General features: G+C 53.9%; 19 protein-coding genes and 1 pseudogene. 6 read left to right on the plus strand and 14 right to left on the minus strand.

The genetic code is table 11. The features are described 5' to 3' along the window. Window positions 1-77: 77 nt before the first annotated feature. The 3 genes from HXY31_RS12095 to HXY31_RS12105 all read right to left on the minus strand — a co-directional run bounded on the left by HXY31_RS12095 (window position 78) and on the right by HXY31_RS12105 (window position 1,265). A complete protein-coding gene (locus HXY31_RS12095; RefSeq protein WP_292643372.1) occupies window positions 78-809 on the minus strand; it encodes a hypothetical protein in 732 nt (243 codons plus the stop codon). Window positions 810-898: 89 nt separating this feature from the next. Further along, window positions 899-1,054, minus strand: a complete 156-nt coding sequence (locus HXY31_RS12100; protein WP_292643374.1) for a hypothetical protein — start codon at window positions 1,052-1,054, stop codon at window positions 899-901. After that, window positions 1,047-1,265 carry an antitoxin VapB family protein gene (locus HXY31_RS12105; RefSeq protein ID WP_292643376.1) on the minus strand — a complete coding sequence of 73 codons (219 nt, stop codon included), beginning with the start codon at window positions 1,263-1,265 and terminating at the stop codon, window positions 1,047-1,049. Before HXY31_RS12105 ends, HXY31_RS12100 begins: the two co-directional genes overlap by 8 nt. 135 nt (window positions 1,266-1,400) lie before the next feature. Between HXY31_RS12105 and HXY31_RS12110 the strand changes: the two genes are divergently transcribed. Together HXY31_RS12110 and HXY31_RS12115 are read left to right on the plus strand one after the other, a co-directional pair. Further along, window positions 1,401-1,925, plus strand: coding sequence for a hypothetical protein (locus HXY31_RS12110; protein WP_292643377.1), 525 nt, complete (start codon window positions 1,401-1,403; stop codon window positions 1,923-1,925). 74 nt (window positions 1,926-1,999) lie between these two features. After that, complete coding sequence (locus HXY31_RS12115; RefSeq protein ID WP_292643379.1) at window positions 2,000-2,776, plus strand: hypothetical protein; 777 nt, start codon at window positions 2,000-2,002, stop codon at window positions 2,774-2,776. A 192-nt stretch (window positions 2,777-2,968) separates the two neighbouring features. Here the strand turns inward: HXY31_RS12115 and HXY31_RS12120 are convergent. After that, a pseudogene (locus HXY31_RS12120) lies at window positions 2,969-5,170 on the minus strand (elongation factor EF-2). Window positions 5,171-5,266: 96 nt separating this feature from the next. On the opposite strand from HXY31_RS12120, the gene HXY31_RS12130 reads away from it, so the two are divergent. After that, window positions 5,267-6,100, plus strand: a complete 834-nt coding sequence (locus HXY31_RS12130; protein WP_292643385.1) for an MqnA/MqnD/SBP family protein — start codon at window positions 5,267-5,269, stop codon at window positions 6,098-6,100. Here the strand turns inward: HXY31_RS12130 and HXY31_RS12135 are convergent. Continuing rightward, window positions 6,097-6,483, minus strand: coding sequence for a hypothetical protein (locus HXY31_RS12135; RefSeq protein WP_292643387.1), 387 nt, complete (start codon window positions 6,481-6,483; stop codon window positions 6,097-6,099). The genes HXY31_RS12130 and HXY31_RS12135 overlap by 4 nt on opposite strands. 102 nt (window positions 6,484-6,585) lie before the next feature. Between HXY31_RS12135 and HXY31_RS12140 the strand changes: the two genes are divergently transcribed. Together HXY31_RS12140 and HXY31_RS12145 are read left to right on the plus strand one after the other, a co-directional pair. After that, a complete protein-coding gene (locus tag HXY31_RS12140) occupies window positions 6,586-6,879 on the plus strand; it encodes a hypothetical protein (RefSeq protein WP_292643389.1) in 294 nt (97 codons plus the stop codon). 40 nt (window positions 6,880-6,919) lie between these two features. Next, window positions 6,920-7,252, plus strand: coding sequence for a hypothetical protein (locus HXY31_RS12145; RefSeq protein WP_292643392.1), 333 nt, complete (start codon window positions 6,920-6,922; stop codon window positions 7,250-7,252). Here the strand turns inward: HXY31_RS12145 and HXY31_RS12150 are convergent. The 9 genes from HXY31_RS12150 to HXY31_RS12190 form a co-directional block, all read right to left on the minus strand. After that, window positions 7,249-7,800: a fumarylacetoacetate hydrolase family protein gene (locus HXY31_RS12150; RefSeq protein ID WP_292643449.1), complete on the minus strand. Its 552-nt coding sequence runs from the start codon at window positions 7,798-7,800 to the stop codon at window positions 7,249-7,251. The two genes, HXY31_RS12145 and HXY31_RS12150, sit on opposite strands and share 4 nt — an antisense overlap. Next, complete coding sequence (locus tag HXY31_RS12155) at window positions 7,801-8,106, minus strand: hypothetical protein (protein ID WP_292643394.1); 306 nt, start codon at window positions 8,104-8,106, stop codon at window positions 7,801-7,803. Window positions 8,107-8,174: 68 nt separating this feature from the next. Beyond that, on the minus strand, window positions 8,175-9,404 hold the full coding sequence (locus HXY31_RS12160) for a cation:proton antiporter (protein ID WP_292643396.1): 1,230 nt from the start codon (window positions 9,402-9,404) through the stop codon (window positions 8,175-8,177). A gap of 69 nt (window positions 9,405-9,473) precedes the next feature. Beyond that, complete coding sequence (locus tag HXY31_RS12165) at window positions 9,474-10,154, minus strand: isochorismatase family cysteine hydrolase (RefSeq protein WP_342816312.1); 681 nt, start codon at window positions 10,152-10,154, stop codon at window positions 9,474-9,476. Between the two features lie 198 nt (window positions 10,155-10,352). Beyond that, window positions 10,353-11,861 carry a cytosine permease gene (locus tag HXY31_RS12170; RefSeq protein WP_292643400.1) on the minus strand — a complete coding sequence of 503 codons (1,509 nt, stop codon included), beginning with the start codon at window positions 11,859-11,861 and terminating at the stop codon, window positions 10,353-10,355. Window positions 11,862-12,029: 168 nt separating this feature from the next. After that, window positions 12,030-12,575, minus strand: coding sequence for a 5-(carboxyamino)imidazole ribonucleotide mutase (gene purE / locus HXY31_RS12175; protein ID WP_292643402.1), 546 nt, complete (start codon window positions 12,573-12,575; stop codon window positions 12,030-12,032). A gap of 116 nt (window positions 12,576-12,691) precedes the next feature. Beyond that, window positions 12,692-12,877: a hypothetical protein gene (locus HXY31_RS12180; protein ID WP_292643404.1), complete on the minus strand. Its 186-nt coding sequence runs from the start codon at window positions 12,875-12,877 to the stop codon at window positions 12,692-12,694. Beyond that, window positions 12,874-13,641, minus strand: a complete 768-nt coding sequence (locus tag HXY31_RS12185) for a creatininase family protein (RefSeq protein WP_292643406.1) — start codon at window positions 13,639-13,641, stop codon at window positions 12,874-12,876. The genes HXY31_RS12180 and HXY31_RS12185 overlap by 4 nt, the downstream gene beginning before the upstream one ends. Before the next feature lie 89 nt (window positions 13,642-13,730). Further along, window positions 13,731-14,846 (minus strand): radical SAM protein, encoded by a 1,116-nt coding sequence (locus HXY31_RS12190; RefSeq protein WP_292643408.1) that lies wholly within the window; start codon window positions 14,844-14,846, stop codon window positions 13,731-13,733. 128 nt (window positions 14,847-14,974) lie between these two features. On the opposite strand from HXY31_RS12190, the gene HXY31_RS12195 reads away from it, so the two are divergent. Beyond that, entirely contained in the window at window positions 14,975-15,424 is a 450-nt protein-coding gene (locus HXY31_RS12195; protein WP_292643410.1) for a universal stress protein, read from the plus strand. Window positions 15,425-15,481: the final 57 nt, after the last annotated feature.

The raw sequence follows: 15,481 nt of genomic DNA on the forward strand, positions 1-15,481 counted from the left end.
TGCAATTATGTCAGCAACTTAATTGGCGTTAATAGGGGGGGGGACTTGTCATAGCAATTTCAATACAAGAAATGACTTCATGAGCTCTTATGAAGGTCGTGACTCATCAACCTTGTCAGCTTTCGAAGCCTACCATATGTCACATTCTCCTTTTTCACTACATCGAATTGCTTAAGCAGTTTTCTTTGCCATAAATACAGGCGTAAATCGATTCCAAACAATATCATAGCAGAGATTGCCGAGCCCATTACTGCTAAACCGCCAAAGGAGATAAGAATGCCGAAAAAAGTAAAGCCACTCGGATCTATTGCATTCAACAAAGTATAACCGAGCATGATTGCTGAAAATATTGCTGACAGAACTGCAGCTATCTGTGTAACTGACCTCTTATGCCGAGATTTAGGGAAACGCCTCCTATACTGTTCAGCAAAATTCTTGATAGAGGTGATTTCATTGTCGACCCCACCTTTGAATAGAGCGTAATCGTCCAAGACGCTAATGACATTATCAAGGAAAGCATTCACTCTATTTCTTGACCTTTGCTTGTTGTACTCGGACAATTTTAGGAGTTGTTGATCGGGATACGCTACCATGAATAATAAAGTCTGTTTCCACTTGCTTGATCCAGCTTTTTGAAAGAAGAAGTCGTTGATGCTCCACTCATTCATTCCGACTACTAATTTTTGGTGGGCTTCATACGTTGCTTCAAGACTCTTTCGAATTTCCTTTATCAATAATGATGTCTCGGCAGGCAATGTCTCTACTTTCTTTATTTCCGAACCGGAATCTCGACCGAGATTATCTACCAATTAATAGTGATTAACAAAATGACGATATATAGTTGATCTATATGCATGCTGGCTGAGCTACTACGAGGACTTGGCACGATCTAGTGGGTTCACTTGTAAACGTCATCAATAAGCTTGTCTACAGCTTTCCGGACTGGTTCGAGCTCCTTTGCTGCAGCCGGTACTAGCTGGTGCGCCATGCCGGCGCCACTGTCTGACTTTTCGTCGTCGTGCTTCTTGCCCAGAATGACTACTTCTCTAGGCAAAGAGGTCACTCCCGTAAAAGTCCCTGACAGATGACTGTACTGGCTTGACAACCGACCAGTCGATGTCCCTGCCGGCTGCGTTCCTGACTAGTCTGCGGACGACGTCCGTGAAAGACTCCAAGGGCCCCTTGGCACTTTTCAGCGCCCTGTATACGTCCAAGGCCACCATGATTGGTTTGAACCTTGTCTTGTCGTAGGTTATGCGTTTCATTGGCGAGAACATATTATATGTTCCATAAAAAGAGCCCTAAGATTTTGTGAATTTTGCAAACAATTCAATGAATTTGAATTTGGGCCCCTATCGCGATAAGGGCATATTCATATATCATCAAAGTTTGGCTAGCCGGTGAAGAAGCGGTCAAACAAGAAAGTAAACAGGCTCTTCTCCAAACTCGACAAGAGGCAGCTGCGAGCCTTGCAGCGTATGAGCCTAGAGGAGCACAATGACTATTTTGATAGAAATGATCATTTGAAAGACTTCAAAGACAAGCTTGTCGGCATATGCCTATGCCAAGGTGCCGCTACGCATTACCTTAATCCAGAATGGGGGATAAACGACTTTGACATCTGGCACTTCTACCTTGAAGACGGCAGTAAGCGATTTCCATATCGCGGTCACAAGAAGGACAGGAAAGTCTACAAAGAGCGCCATGTTGACTTTTTGAAGACGGGCATACCTCTTGAGATCTTTCAAGCTATGGGCAGGGACAAGGGTTCAACGATAATGGCTTTTCTTCTAAAGAAGAAGAGTGTCCTACTGGAGCAGCCCATTGTGGGCCTCTACCCGGAATCCCTCTTTGGCAAGGTTTTCTGGGCTGGCGAGAGACGGACCCTGAAGAACCTCCTACCGGCACTACGTGGAAAGCTATGACCAGAGACCTAACCCACTATACTCGATTCTAATTCGTCACAAGCCATAAATTCATTGACGCTCTGTCCGGTTCTGTGACCGATCTTATCTCCAGCGTCCAGCTGGAGAAGGCAATTGAAAAAGATGTAAAAGAATTGTTATCTTCCCTGGGACTGCAGGGGCATCGCATTTCAAGGGGCCCCGGTAGGACGCCAGACTATGGTGCCAAGGACGTAGCCTTTGAAGTGACGGCTGTACACGTGTATTCACCTGAGATTCAGGAGCTAGTTGAGATTCGTTCATTCCTATCTGAAAACATGGGCCATGATTGGCTCGTATACATGTACGCCAACGACAAGGACCGACCATCGATACAGGTTCTACGGAAGCAGAAGAGTAGAGGAAACTATTCGCTTCTAAGGACAAGACAACATGTATCTTGTTACCGAGCAAAGATAATATCAAAACTCGAAGACAAATACCAACAAAGCAGCGAATACCACAGGCAGGTTGTAGTCATGGATTTCAGAGCTGCGCCATTTGATCCGGCTGCATTAGCGGCGGAATTGGCACACATTATGAAAGAAAGGGGAGAGATGTACCCCAGTCTGCTAGGTGTAATCTTCGCCTTGCCTAGCACGCCGGAGGCCCCTATGTTATCAAAACCCGATTACTTTTTCGTTTCCAACTCTCAGGCAAAGGAAGTGCTAGCAGAACTTGATAGCATTGCCAAGATTCCTGTCAGCGTTATCCGTATCGCGCCCATACAGCATGAGATATGTGCAAAGGCCCTTTCTGGGCCCCTTGAGGTCGAATTCTCGCCCATCCAAGTGCCTGAAGAGGAGCTCAAAGCACTGGGACTACCTATCTAGGAAAGGCGCCTCTCAATACAACCCTGTTATCCTTCAGCCGAATTGAGGCCCCGTACCCCCTCAGCAGCTTTACCCCGTAATGATTCTTCTTTCCCTTCAGCGTCATGCTCTGGGCCCGTTAAGGGGCCCCGCAGACAAAGTATTTTACGACAGCACGCGGATTTGCGAGCGTGGGACGGGGGATGGCTATTTTTACTCCTTGTCTATGAACTCGTCCGGGCTTGACGGCTCGGGGCTCAGTCCCTTCCTCTTCCTCACGTCAGCCACCAAGGTCCTGAAGATCGAGTTTGGCACAGGAGACCACGACTTGAAGAACGTGGTCCACATCGCCTTGCCTGCAGTCCCGCCCCTCATGGATTCCGACAGGTCGAATGTCTCAGAGGCAGGCACCTCGCCCTGTATGATGGCGATGATGCCCTTCTGTTCGACGTTAAGGAGTTTTCCGCGCTTGCCAGACAGTATGCCTGCGACTACGCCTATCTGCTCCTGCGGGCACTTGACCTCGATGCCAAGGATTGGCTCAAGCAGGACAGGGTCTGCAATCAGTATCGATCCGAGCATGGCGCGCCTTGTCGCTGGCATCAGCTGCGCAAGGCCCCTGTGAGCAGGGTCCTCGTGCGGGACAAAGTGGTGCAAGACAAATTTCACGCCTCTGACCTGCTCCTTTGCAATCGGCCCGTTCTTTATCACGTCGTCAAAGCCTGACCTGATAGAGTCCATCGACTCCTGGATGAACTGGACGCCCTTGGTCTCGTCGACTAGCATGTTGCCTGATACGTCGATGGCCTGGACGCTCCTTGACTCGTCGGTGCCCCAGCCCTTTTCTCTGAGGATCTTTGCCATCTCCTTCTTGTCCATGTCTTCCTTGAGCTTGCCAGTCCTGATAAGATCGACAATGTCCTCCGGCAGCGGCTCGACGCGCAGGAATATCTTGTTGTGCTTGTTCGGCGACTTGCTCATTATTGGCCCAGCCTTTGCGCGGATGGTCTCGCGGTAGTTGATCAACGGCTGGGTTGTAACAATGTCAAGCCCCATTTCCTGCAGCAAGGATGTAGCGATTTCAAGGTGCAGGACGCCCATGCCTGCCATGAGAGTCTCGCCTGTTTCCTCGTTTATCTTGACTATGAGGTTGGGATCCTCGACGGTTATCCTGCGCAGGCCTTCTACAAGCTTGGGCAGGTCCTTGGGGTGCTTGGGCTCTACTGCTATCGTGACCACCGGTTCAGATACGTACTTGATCGACTCAAACGCTGTCGCGGTCTTGACCGTCGATATCGACTCGCCAGACACCGCGTAGTCAAGCCCGAGAAGCGCAGGTATGTTTCCTGCAGGGAGCACGCTGACCACTTCGCGCGTGTTGCCCATGTAGATGTTCACTGATTGAACTTTGCCGGGCCTCTTGGCGTCTATAAGGTAGACCTCGTCGCCGTCCTTTATGGTGCCCGAATACAGACGGCCTGTCGCGACCCTGCCTGCCTGCGGGTCGACGTTGATGGTCGTCACCATCATCATGGCCGGCCCCTTCTCGTCGCAGTTCAGCAGTGCCTGCCCTATCTCGGAGTTGAGGTCGCCAGGCCAGATTTTCGGGATACGGTATTTCTGCGCCACGTGGGGCGGCGGGTGGTGCTCGACCACCATGCCAAGGACCGCGTCGTGCAGCGGTGATTTTTCTGCAAGCGCCTTTATCTTGTCCGTGCCTTCTGCTGTGTAGGCTTCGTAAACGTCCTTGAAGCTGACGCCCTTTTTCTGGGCCATCTTGAAGTTGAATCCCCACCTGTCCTTTGCAGACCCAAACGCCACAGTATTACTTTGGATGCTAACCTTCCACTTGTCCTTGTACTCGGGCTCTGCATAGAGGTCGACGAGCCTGTTGAAATCGGCAATGATGTTTTACAGCCACTTTTGCATGGCCGGCGCGTCCAGCCTCAGCTCTTTCACGAGCCTGTCTATCTTGTTGATGTAAAGCACCGGCCTGACGCGCTCCTCAAGCGCCTGCCTCGTGACTGTCTCTGTCTGGGTCATGATGCCTTCTACAGAGTCTGAGACGACGACCACGCCGTCGATTGCGCGAAGTGCGCGTGTAACCCTGCCGGTAAAGTCGATGTGGCCGGGTGTGTCTATCATGTTGATGACATAGTCCTTGCCCTCGCTTTCGTACAGCAGCGTGACGTTGGCGCCCCTGATGGTCATCTGCCTGTTCTGCTCTAGCTTCATCGAGTCGAGTGCAAGTGCCTGCCCGGCAACAGAGGGCGCGATGATGCCCGAGGCGGCAAGGAGACTGTCTGACATGGTAGTCTTGCCGTGGTCAACGTGGGCAATGACTCCGAAATTGCGTATCTGATCCTTGTTACCAATGATTTTGAGTATCTCTTGGGTCGACTTGAACTTGGGCATCTCTCTTTTAGAAAAAATTTGATTGGGGACTATAAACGTTTACTATATTTTTCACCGTGCATCATTTAATAGTGCCCCACGCCCGCTTTCTCCCGCATGGAGATAACCCTCGGGCACACGCCGGACGCCGACGACGCGTTCATGTTCTACGGGTTTGCCTCCGGCAAGGTCTCGTCTAGCAATTTCACGATAAAGCACGTGATTGAAGATATTGAAACGTTGAACAGGCGCGCGCTTGCGCACGAGCTTGACGTTACTGCGGTGTCTGCCCACGCGTACGCCTATCTTTCAGACTATGTCATTTTGCGGGGCGGCGGGAGCTTTGGGCTGAACTACGGGCCGGTGGTGATTGCGAAAAAGGGCAGCGGCATCACAGCCGACAGGCTGAAAAACGCCAGGGTAGCCATACCGGGCAGGATGACTTCTGCCAACCTTTTGTTAAAGCTTGCAGTCGGCGACTTTAAGGAGGTCGAGGTGTCGTTTGAGACCATACCCGATGCTGTGCTTTCGGGCAAGGTTGACGCCGGCCTTGTCATTCACGAGGCGCAGATAACCTACGACAGGACAAAGTTTGACGGCGTGTTGGAATTAGGTCCCTGGTGGGACTCGCAGACAGGCGGTCTTCCCGTGCCGCTTGGAATCAATGTCGCAAGCAAGCGCACGATGACTGCGAATCAATTAAAAGAGTTCAGCGATCTTTTTGTGCAGTCAATTGAATTCGGTCTGGAAAACATGGACGCCGCCGTAGATTACGCAATGCAGTACGCCCGCGGCCAGCCCCGGGAAACGATTGCAAGGTTTGTCAGGATGTACGTAAACGACATCACCCGCGACATGGGGCCGTCGGGCAGAAAGGCAATCGAGAAAATGTTTTTGATGGCAAAAGAAAAAGGGTTTGTCCACTCCGACGTGCAAGTCGAAGTGGTCTAGACCTGCTTTTTCATCACTACCTTTGATTCCATTGCAAGTATCGCTGCGGCAAGGCCGATGAACGCTACCTGCAGCGCTTCTACTGCCATTCCCATCTCGTTCACGTTGAGGCCCCTGCCGGTTATCGGGTTGCCTTCCATCCTGGTGATGACCCATATTGCGATGAGCACTGCCGTTCCGCCGATTCCTCCGGCATACCACGGCCTGCCCCAGCGCCTTACCATGGGCACGACCCAGAACAGCTGCGCTATCCCTCCCACCAGGAACAGTATTGCGCCGTTTGGGTTGAAGTTCAGAAAGTTCGGGACCAGCGTCAGGTGCAGTATCCCGGCTATGGCCGTCGCGCCTGCTGCAGCATAGTACAGCCCTCTCTGCGTAGCCATTGTCCTCTAGAACGCAGTTATCGCTTTTAAGCAAATCCCACGTACTTCATTTTCTAGAACGTGACTGCCCATTTTTTATACAAGAGACACTCACCGGTGCCGTTGCTAGATGAGAGGCCTGAGCAGATAGGCGACTACATGGAAAGCATTACAGGCAGCTTGGTGCCGGCGGCGATATCCGCCTGGCTCCAAAAGGTCGCTGAGCGCGCAAAAGAGCTCTGTCCCGACAGTGGCGTCGAGTTTGTGCCGGGAGGTGACTTTGGCGAGATCTCTATCCCTACAAAAGAGGGCGCCAGGTGCGTCATAGATTCTCTAAAACACCATGAAAAGGACGCGCCCGATCTTGTAAAGGCGATCCTTGCTGCCTACAGGGCAAGACTTGAGCGACAGGCATGACCAGAATCCCTTATACGATTGCGATGGCAATCAATCTCTGATGGCCAGCATCGTCGTTTCGCAGGAGGCGATGGACTATATCAATGGGAAAAAGATGAGGAGGCCAAACCTGATCCTGTACCGCGACGTATCAGGGATAGTGATGAGCTACACCACAAGGAGGCTCAAATTCGAGCCGAAGGTGAAACTTGTAGAAAAAGAGCCAAACGAGCTTTTCGTGGTAAAGGACAACAGCTATGGCTTTCCCATCTGGGTAGAGAGAGGACTGCTTCCCAGTCTGGCCAGATGCAACACGGTGTTCATCACCTTGAAAAAGGGCTTCAGGAAAAGCCTCGAGCTCAGGCTCGGGCCGGAGCTTGCCGGCAGCCCCTAGTCCGTGAAAACGACGCGGTTTCTTATCTTCCCCAGCTTTTCTATTTCCACTTCCACCACGTCGCCGTGTTGCAGATACTTGACGTGCGACGAGAGCGAAAGCACGGTACCTGAAGGTGTGCCGGTGGAAATGATGTCTCCCGGCTCCAGCGTCATCACCCTGCTCAGGCTGCTTATTATCCTGCCTATTTTCAGGACGAGGTTGCTGGTCGACGAGTCCTGTCGCAACTCGCCGTTCACCCTGGTAGTGAGTCGCAGGTTGCACGGGTCTGAAATCTCGTCTGGAGTCGTGAGCCACGGGCCGCACGGACCAAAAGTGTCAAAGCCCTTTGCGCGCGTGTACTGCTTGTCTATGAACTGAATGTCACGCGCAGACACGTCGTTTATGACAAAGTAGCCGGCCACGTAGCCGGCCGCGGCTGCCTCCGGGACCTTGCGGCACTCTTTGCCGATAACAAGCGCAAGCTCGCCTTCGTAGTCAAGCTGCGTGACAAAGCGCGGGCAGGCGATGTCGCTGTATGGCCCACACAGGCTCGTCCTTGGCTTCAGCTACACGACAGGATCTTTTGGCGGGCTCTTGCCAAAACGCACCCAGCTTGCCTGATCAGAGTAGTTGAACGAGAGGCAGATGATCTTGAAGGTTCTCGCTATCGGCTGCAGGAGGCTGAGCGAGGCAAGGTCGCGCTTGAAGGATATCCTGTGCGACGCCAGTTTCTGGGCGTGTCCGGCAAAGACAAAATCTTCAAGTGAGGCCGGAAGCTTCAGGCCAGACTGCTTTTCAAGCTCGGCCCTTGTGGCGGCCATCATGCCGTCGGGGCTGACAAGGGCGTAGGTCTCCTTGCCTTCGTTGACCACTCGCGCTATCTTCGTAAGCAACCATCCCCCGCTTTTTCAGTAATGTACGCCAAGTACGTAATATCCTTTCATTTGGCCTGCTGTTCAACCGCTGCCGCCGGCTCGGGTGGGTCCTTCCGGTAGGCAATCTTGAGCCAGACAGGCGTGATTATCGTGCTGACTGCAACCATGATTACTACTGTGGTGTACAGGTTGCCCGAAAGCACGCCGGCAGACGCGCCTGCAGCTGCAACAATGAGGCCTACCTCGCCCCGCGAGATCATGCCGATGCCGACTTTCATAGCCTTGTTCCTATTTTTCAGGAAAAGCATGGACGGGAGGCCGCAGCCTGCAAGCTTTGTGACGACGGCTATTGCTATCACGACGCCTGCAAGTACCATCACCTCCTGGTTCACGCCGCGAAGGTCGACCTGCGCGCCGATTATTGCAAAGAACAGCGGCGCAAAGACTATCTCCAGTTTTTCTGCAAACTCGCGGATCTTGTGGAACACTTTAGACGCAGTCACTGCCATGCCGGCGGCAAATGCGCCGACAATGGGTGAAAGTCCGGCCGCGGCTGCTGCGCCTGATATGGCAAAGCACGCCGCGGTTGCAGCCGCTTCGGCGCTTCCGTGCGGCTTCCAGAGGCGCGAGTTGAGAAACCGGGGCACGACGTAGACCGACGCAACCAAGATGGCAGCGTATATCCCGAGGACCTGCAACAGCAGAAAAACGACGTTGCCAATGTCGGCGCTGACCTCCCCGGTGTTTACCATGGTAAGGACGACGGAGAGCACAGCTATGCCAAGCACGTCGTCTGCAACGGCCGCGCCAAGTATCAGCCGGCCTTCCCGCGACTGCAGCCTGCCGAGCTCGTTTAGCACCTGCACAGAGATGGCTATGCTTGTTGCAGTGAGCGCGGTTGCGACAATGATGGCAGGGAGAACTGCTACGCCGAGCGCCACGAACACAAAGTAGCCCACAAAGAATGGCGCTATCACGCCGAGCGCTCCCACCGTGAAAGAGGGCGCGCCAAGCCTCATGAACTCGCGGGGTGTGGTGTTCATGCCTGCCACGAAAAGTATGACAATGGCCGCTATCTCGCCTATCTGGAGCACCGTCTCATCGAGAACTACAAGCGGCTGGCCGTCAAAGACCGGTATGCCGCCCAGAGCAAACGGGCTTATTATGATGCCTGCGATTATCTCTCCCAGGACCACAGGCTGGCCTATCTTGCGCATCAGGCTTGCAAGCAGCTTGGCGGCAAAGAGCAGCATCGCCAGCGTTATCAGCAGGTGCAGTATCGCAGATTCCGCCAAGCCCGTTCCCCTCTAGCCGAAACAGTGTTCCGCTATATAGCCATGATCAGCCGGTGCGTAGTTTACAGATTACTTGAACGCGGTCATGACGCCGTCGATGAACCGCTTCGAGTCCGAGACCCAGCCAAACACGCCGCCCTGCATCTTGATCTGCTTTAACGCCGCCTGGTAGTTGCCAAAGTCCGTCGCGCCGGTCCCGTCCTTCAGGAGCAGGCACCAGTAGCCATAATCGTTGGCTTCCCGCATTATTGTGTGGACGCACACGTCTGTAGTTATGCCCGTTATAACAAGGTGCGTGATGCCCAGGTTCTTGAGCAAGAGGGGCATGTTGCTCTGCCCAAACGCCCCCTTGCCGGCCTTGTCCACGACGTACTCGCCCGGTATCGGATAGAGGTCGTCGATGATGTCCCAGTTCTTCTCGCCCCTGACAAGCAGCTTGCCGAGGCCGCCCTTGGGCTGGTCGCCTATCCCCACACCGTTTCCGATTATCTTGCTGCGTAGCACCTTGTTGTACGGCGCGTCTGAAAGATCCGGAAGGTGGCCCTCGCGCGTGTGAATGACCTTGATGTCCGTGCGGTTGCGTATGTTGTGCAGGACATAATGGATGGGCTTTATCGGGGCAGACGTGAGCCCGAGGTCGTAGCCCATCACGTCGACGTAGCCCTTGGGCCCGCAAAAGTCGATCTGCATGTCGATGCTGACAAAGGCTGTCCGCGCAGAATCAAACTCGACCCAGGCCCTGTCGCCCATGCGCGGGCAGTCCTCCACCTCAACCTTGAACAGCCTGCCCCGGGGCGGGCCGTAGAGCCACGTGGGGAACTTGAAGGTCTTGGTCTTCTTGAACTCCTCGTAGTCCTGCTCGACTCGCCGGAGGATCTCTTCTCTTGCAGCCGCGGTAAAGTCCTTGTTCGGCACAGAGGTCTCTGGCACGCTGCCTTTTGCAGTCACCTAGACCCCTCCCTTCTGCGACGAGAACCACGGCATGAGGAACTCGGCTATTTTGTCCACCCTGCTGGCCCGCATGCCCGAGGTGCCGCCCGGGGCCTCTGGCGTGTGCGGCTGGCCCCTGGCGCCAGAAGTGCCAGAAGACGCTTCCGTGCCAAGCCCCTTTGGAGTGAGCCGGCCGTTCTTGCAATACCCTGTCGCGTATGCCACTGCGGGATATACGCCTACTCCGCCTATAAGGCCTCCCAGGACGGCGGGCAGATCCGGCACATACACCTGGATTGCAACCGCTATGGCAAGTCCCACCATAAAGCCCGCCACGGCAGGTCCGTTTATCTTCTTGTCAGCTGCAAGTAGGATCTCTTCAGGGGTGCTCTTGCGGGCGACTATCCAAAAGTGCCCTATCAAGATACCTCCGACAAGCGGCACCACCGTACCGAGCAAAAGCAGCCACGGCACGATGCTTGTGAGAAGGTTTGCAGCGGCGACTGCAGTCCCGGCTATCATGACGACGTACGCGACCTTCTTCCAAGTGATAGAGACTTTCTTGCCGGAAAGGTAGTAGGCCACGTTTTTGAAGCCCTGCGTCGCGTTGTACATGCACCCGTCGCACGTCGAGCCGTTGCTTGCCCACTGGATTATCATGATGGGTATGCCAAGCGCAAGCGTACTGAGCCCGAAGAAAAAGTCCAGCTCGCCGGCAACTGCGGTGAATATCGCCCCTGTCATGAGCATCAGCAGGTTTGCTATCGGGAATGCCACCATGGTGACGCCCCATGACTGCTTGGCGCTTTTGGTCCACCGGGTAAAGTCGCTTGTCATGGTCGCGCTTACTATGAACGTGCCAACCGACGCCGTGAATCCAAGCGCAAACGTCCAGGGCTCGCCTATGGGCGATGAGCTCAGCCAGTTGCCTCCTGTCTCGGCCGCCACGACATTGAGGATAGAGTAGATCATCCACCCGGCAAGGATGGTGACCGACACCACGGCGAACCGGCCCATCCATGCCATGGCCCTTATGCCATATACTGCAAACATGCCAAACACTATCGCAAAGACGCCGGCCCAAAATCCGGTCGTCGCAAATATGCCGTCTCCGAGCGCGCCGTTGCCGACGCCCGCGTTAAAGGACTGGCCGCCGTACAACCCGACCATCAGGTCTGCCGCAAGCCAAGCCTGGAATGCATACCAGCCGGTCACAAGTCCTGCAATCATCAGCACCGGGAGCGCGTACGCGTACCTTCCAAACGCGGCTTTTGACATCATGGAAAAGTTCAATCCAAGTGTCGAGCCCTTGTGGCCGATAAATCCGGCGTACACGAACAGGAACAGCTGGCCCGCAATTATCGCGGCGTATCCCATCGGCGCGCCAAGGCCGCCCATTATCTGGCTGCCTATGAAAATGCAGATGTACGCGTATGTGAATCCGGCCCACACCAGCGCGGGTTTCACAAATCCGAGCCGGGCGTGTTCAGGGACAGGACGTTCAGCATATTCTTCCTGCTCAACCATCTCAAAGATTTTGAACTGAACGAATGATATAAGCCTGTTTCTTGTAATTTTGCCTTCAAATTATAAATAAAGAAATGCAAGAATCAACATTTATGTCAATTTTTGCATTTTATGATATACTGCGTAAAGGACGAATGAAGCCGCTTTTTTGGAAAATACCTGCAGAATCTACGTGCTCGGGATGGATTTCTTTACGCGTGCGTCTTCTGACTCGACCACTTCTTCCATCGACTGCTTGTGCCGCGCCAACCTGTCGCGAAGCGACGGGTATTTCAGCGCAAGTATCTGGCAGGCAAACACGCCTGCATTAAAGGCCGAATTTATCGCCATCGTGCCGACCGGCACGCCCCGGGGCATCTGGACTATTGACAAAAGCGAGTCCATGCCGTCAAGCGCGTCGTTGCTCAGAGGCACGCCTATCACCGGTATGCTGGTGAGAGAAGCTATCATACCAGGCAGATGGGCCGATCCGTCGGCGGCTGCTATTATCACTTCATACCCCTTGGACTCTATCTCTGCGATAAAGCGCAATGTTTTCTTGGGCGCCCAGTGCGCGGCAACTATGCACACGTCGCTTTCCACCCCGAACGAGTCGAGCGCGCTCTTGGCGTCCTTGAGTTTTTCATAGAGCCGAAGCGACGGAACCGCGATGCACACTGTGGCGTTTTTGGGCCTGTCCACCTTGGAGTTGCCCTTCTTGTCCAGCCTTTCCAATTTTGGAAAAGGGTGCCTTTGAAAACTTATAAGCGTATTTCATTTCGACACAAAAACACTTCATATATCATAGAAAAGTTGAATTTCATATATATGCAGGCGCAGAAAAGTATAGACTAGCTGTTCGCAGGTTTTCCCGAGAGCTTGCGCTTTTCCCTCACAGAATACACCGCAAGTGCCACGATAAAGACCGTGGCGGCTGCCAGAACCCAGACCTCCCGAAACACGATGAGGTTCAGCACGCCAACGAGCATTGCAGCAAGCGCTGCAACATTTACTATTGCAAGTGTGCGCTTGCTCACCTCTTTCTCCTCCGCGGGTTCCCTTCGGCAAGCGCCTTTTCGACCATCGGCACGAGCGCGTCTACGACCATTGAAAAGATCTTTTCGCCAAGCTCGGCTGTTGCCTTTGTCGCGCCTCGGCCCACCACGCCTGTCTTTGAATAATCGTCCATCCTGTACTCGAAAAACGTGGGATAGTCGTCCTCGTCGACTGCCTGCTTCATGTCCACGAGGTCCGGCCTTGCCGCCAGAACACAGGCAGTCTCGGCTATGTTGGCGTGGATGTACGACGGAAACGCGGGACAGTCTTCCACAAGTTTTGCCATCGTCTGCGGCGTCGTCTCCCACCAGTTGAGCACGCGCACCTGCATGTCTGGCAGGTCGTAGCGCAGGTTCTCCCTAGCAGAGTATATCGGGCCCCAGTTCCACATGTGGCCGTTCAGTATCAGGACCTTCCTTATCCTGCTCCGGTACAGCCACTCGGCAATCTCGCATATCATGCACATCATGGTGTCGGGCCTGATTGAAAGCGTGCCGGGAAAGTCGCCGTGGCTCTGCGAACATCCGTAAATGAGAGGCGGCACAACTGGCACCCCGGTCCTTGCAGACACGCGCTTGGCAACTTCGTAGAAGTCAATCGTGTCGACGGCAAGCGGCAGGTGGGGCCCGTGCTGCTCGCATGCTGCTGTCGGGATTATCGCCATCTTCATGGTCTTTGTAAGCTTGTCGACATCCTTCCAAGAAAGCTCCTCCCACAGAACTGGTCTGCCCTTGCGCGGGACCAACGACTACGCGATGCCGCCGAGCGCTTTAAGTTTAGTTGACATTGCACGGGCAAAATTGCATATATTAAAAATCGCGGAAAATCCCGGGCTCAGTCCAACCTTCGGATGATGTTGAAAAACGTGTCACGCTGGGCCGGCACGCGCTTTATCTCCCTCACCATGCTTGCCAGCTCCTGCAGCGAGGTGCCGGACTCCTTGCCTGCGGCCTTGAATATCTCCTCAGAATACGCCGTTCCAACCATGTCGTTTCCGCCGTACGAGAGAGCGACCTGCGCTATCTTTTTTCCAAGCGCCACCCAGTACACAGACAGGTTCTTGAGCACGTTGCCAAGAAGCAGGCGCGACACTGCAATCACGCGGAGGTCGTAGGTGGATGGGCTCTCTGCAGTTATCAGCCCCTTCTGCTCCAGCTCTGTGTTTTCAAGGCTGAACTTTAGCGGGATAAAGGTGGTAAAGCCGCCGGTCTTTTTGTGGAGCTCGCGTATCCTGATGACGTGGTCGACTATGTGCTCTGGCTTTTCGACGTGCCCAAAGAGCATCGTGCAGTTGCTCCTTATTCCAAGCTCGTGCGCCTGCCTTGCGGTGTCGAGCCACTCGTCGCCGGAGCACTTGCCAACGACTATCTTCTTGCGCGTCTCTGGGTGGAATATCTCGGCGCCGCCTCCCGGCAGCGCGTCCAAGCCCGCGCTTTTCAGGCGTATGAGAACTTCCTTGACAGAGTTGTGCGTCAGGCGTGCTATGAAAAATATCTCTGCCGGCGTGAACGCCTTTATCGTCACTTTCGGGTACGCTGATTTTATGGCCCTCATCATGTCCTCGTAATAGTCAAGTCCGAGCTTGGGGTGAAAGCCTCCTACTATGTGGAGCTCTGTCGCGCCCATCTGCTCAATCGCTATCTTTGCCCTTGCGACTATTTGATCTGTAGAGAGTGTGTACGCGTCGTCCTCGTTGCCCTTGCGGTAGAACGCGCACAGCGGACAGCTTGCCGCGCACACGTTTGTGTAATTCAGGTAGTATGATGAAACAAAAGTGACTGTGTTGCCGCACAGGTCGCGCCTAAGTTTGTCTGCTGCTGCGCCCAGCAAAAAGAGGTTCTCCTCCTTCATGAGCTGGACGCCGTCGTCGTAGGTCAGCTCCTCTCCAGTTAGTGCCTTTTCAAGCGCGGCCGTCCCGCCCTCTTTGCCGGCGGCGTCTACTGACTGCAACGGGGTTACTACCCCCTATGGTGTTATAAATTTAGGTTTGGATCTGCAGTCCTTGATTTTTATGATATATGCACCTGTTGCAGATATACCTGAAATAGGGTTATATCGCAATTTCAGGACTCTTGTTCATGGCTCAAGGCAGGCCGTTTTCAAATATCCTGGTCGCGTACGACGGCTCGGCGTCGGCGCAAGGGGCGCTTGATGTCGCAATAGAGATGGCAAAAAGCGACAGGGCAAGACTGACAGCTGTCAGCGTCAGCACGGTGCCAACCGCGCTTCCTCTCGGACCTGGCGGGGGCGGCTTCGACAAGATAGTGTCTGAAAGCAGGAAGGAGGCAAAGGACCTGCTCGAGAAGGTCAAGGAGAGGGCGGCCAAAAGTGACATCAAGATAAGCACAGAGGTGCTCAACGGCTCGCACGGGGTTGCGGCAGCAATCGTAAATTACGCAGAAGACAAAAAGTCAGACCTCATAGTGATGGGCACGAGGGGCAGGACAAGGCTGAAAAAGATGCTGCTTGGGAGCGTGGCCCAAGGCGTAGTCACTTATGCGTCCTGCACCGTCATGGTAGTAAGATAACTCGAGAATGATTAAATATCATTAAAATCCCACGAACCTTGCTTGCAGGAAAGGCTG

The sequence above is a fragment of the Nitrososphaera sp. genome (genome assembly GCF_013388945.1).
Classification (GTDB): domain Archaea; phylum Thermoproteota; class Nitrososphaeria; order Nitrososphaerales; family Nitrososphaeraceae; genus Nitrososphaera.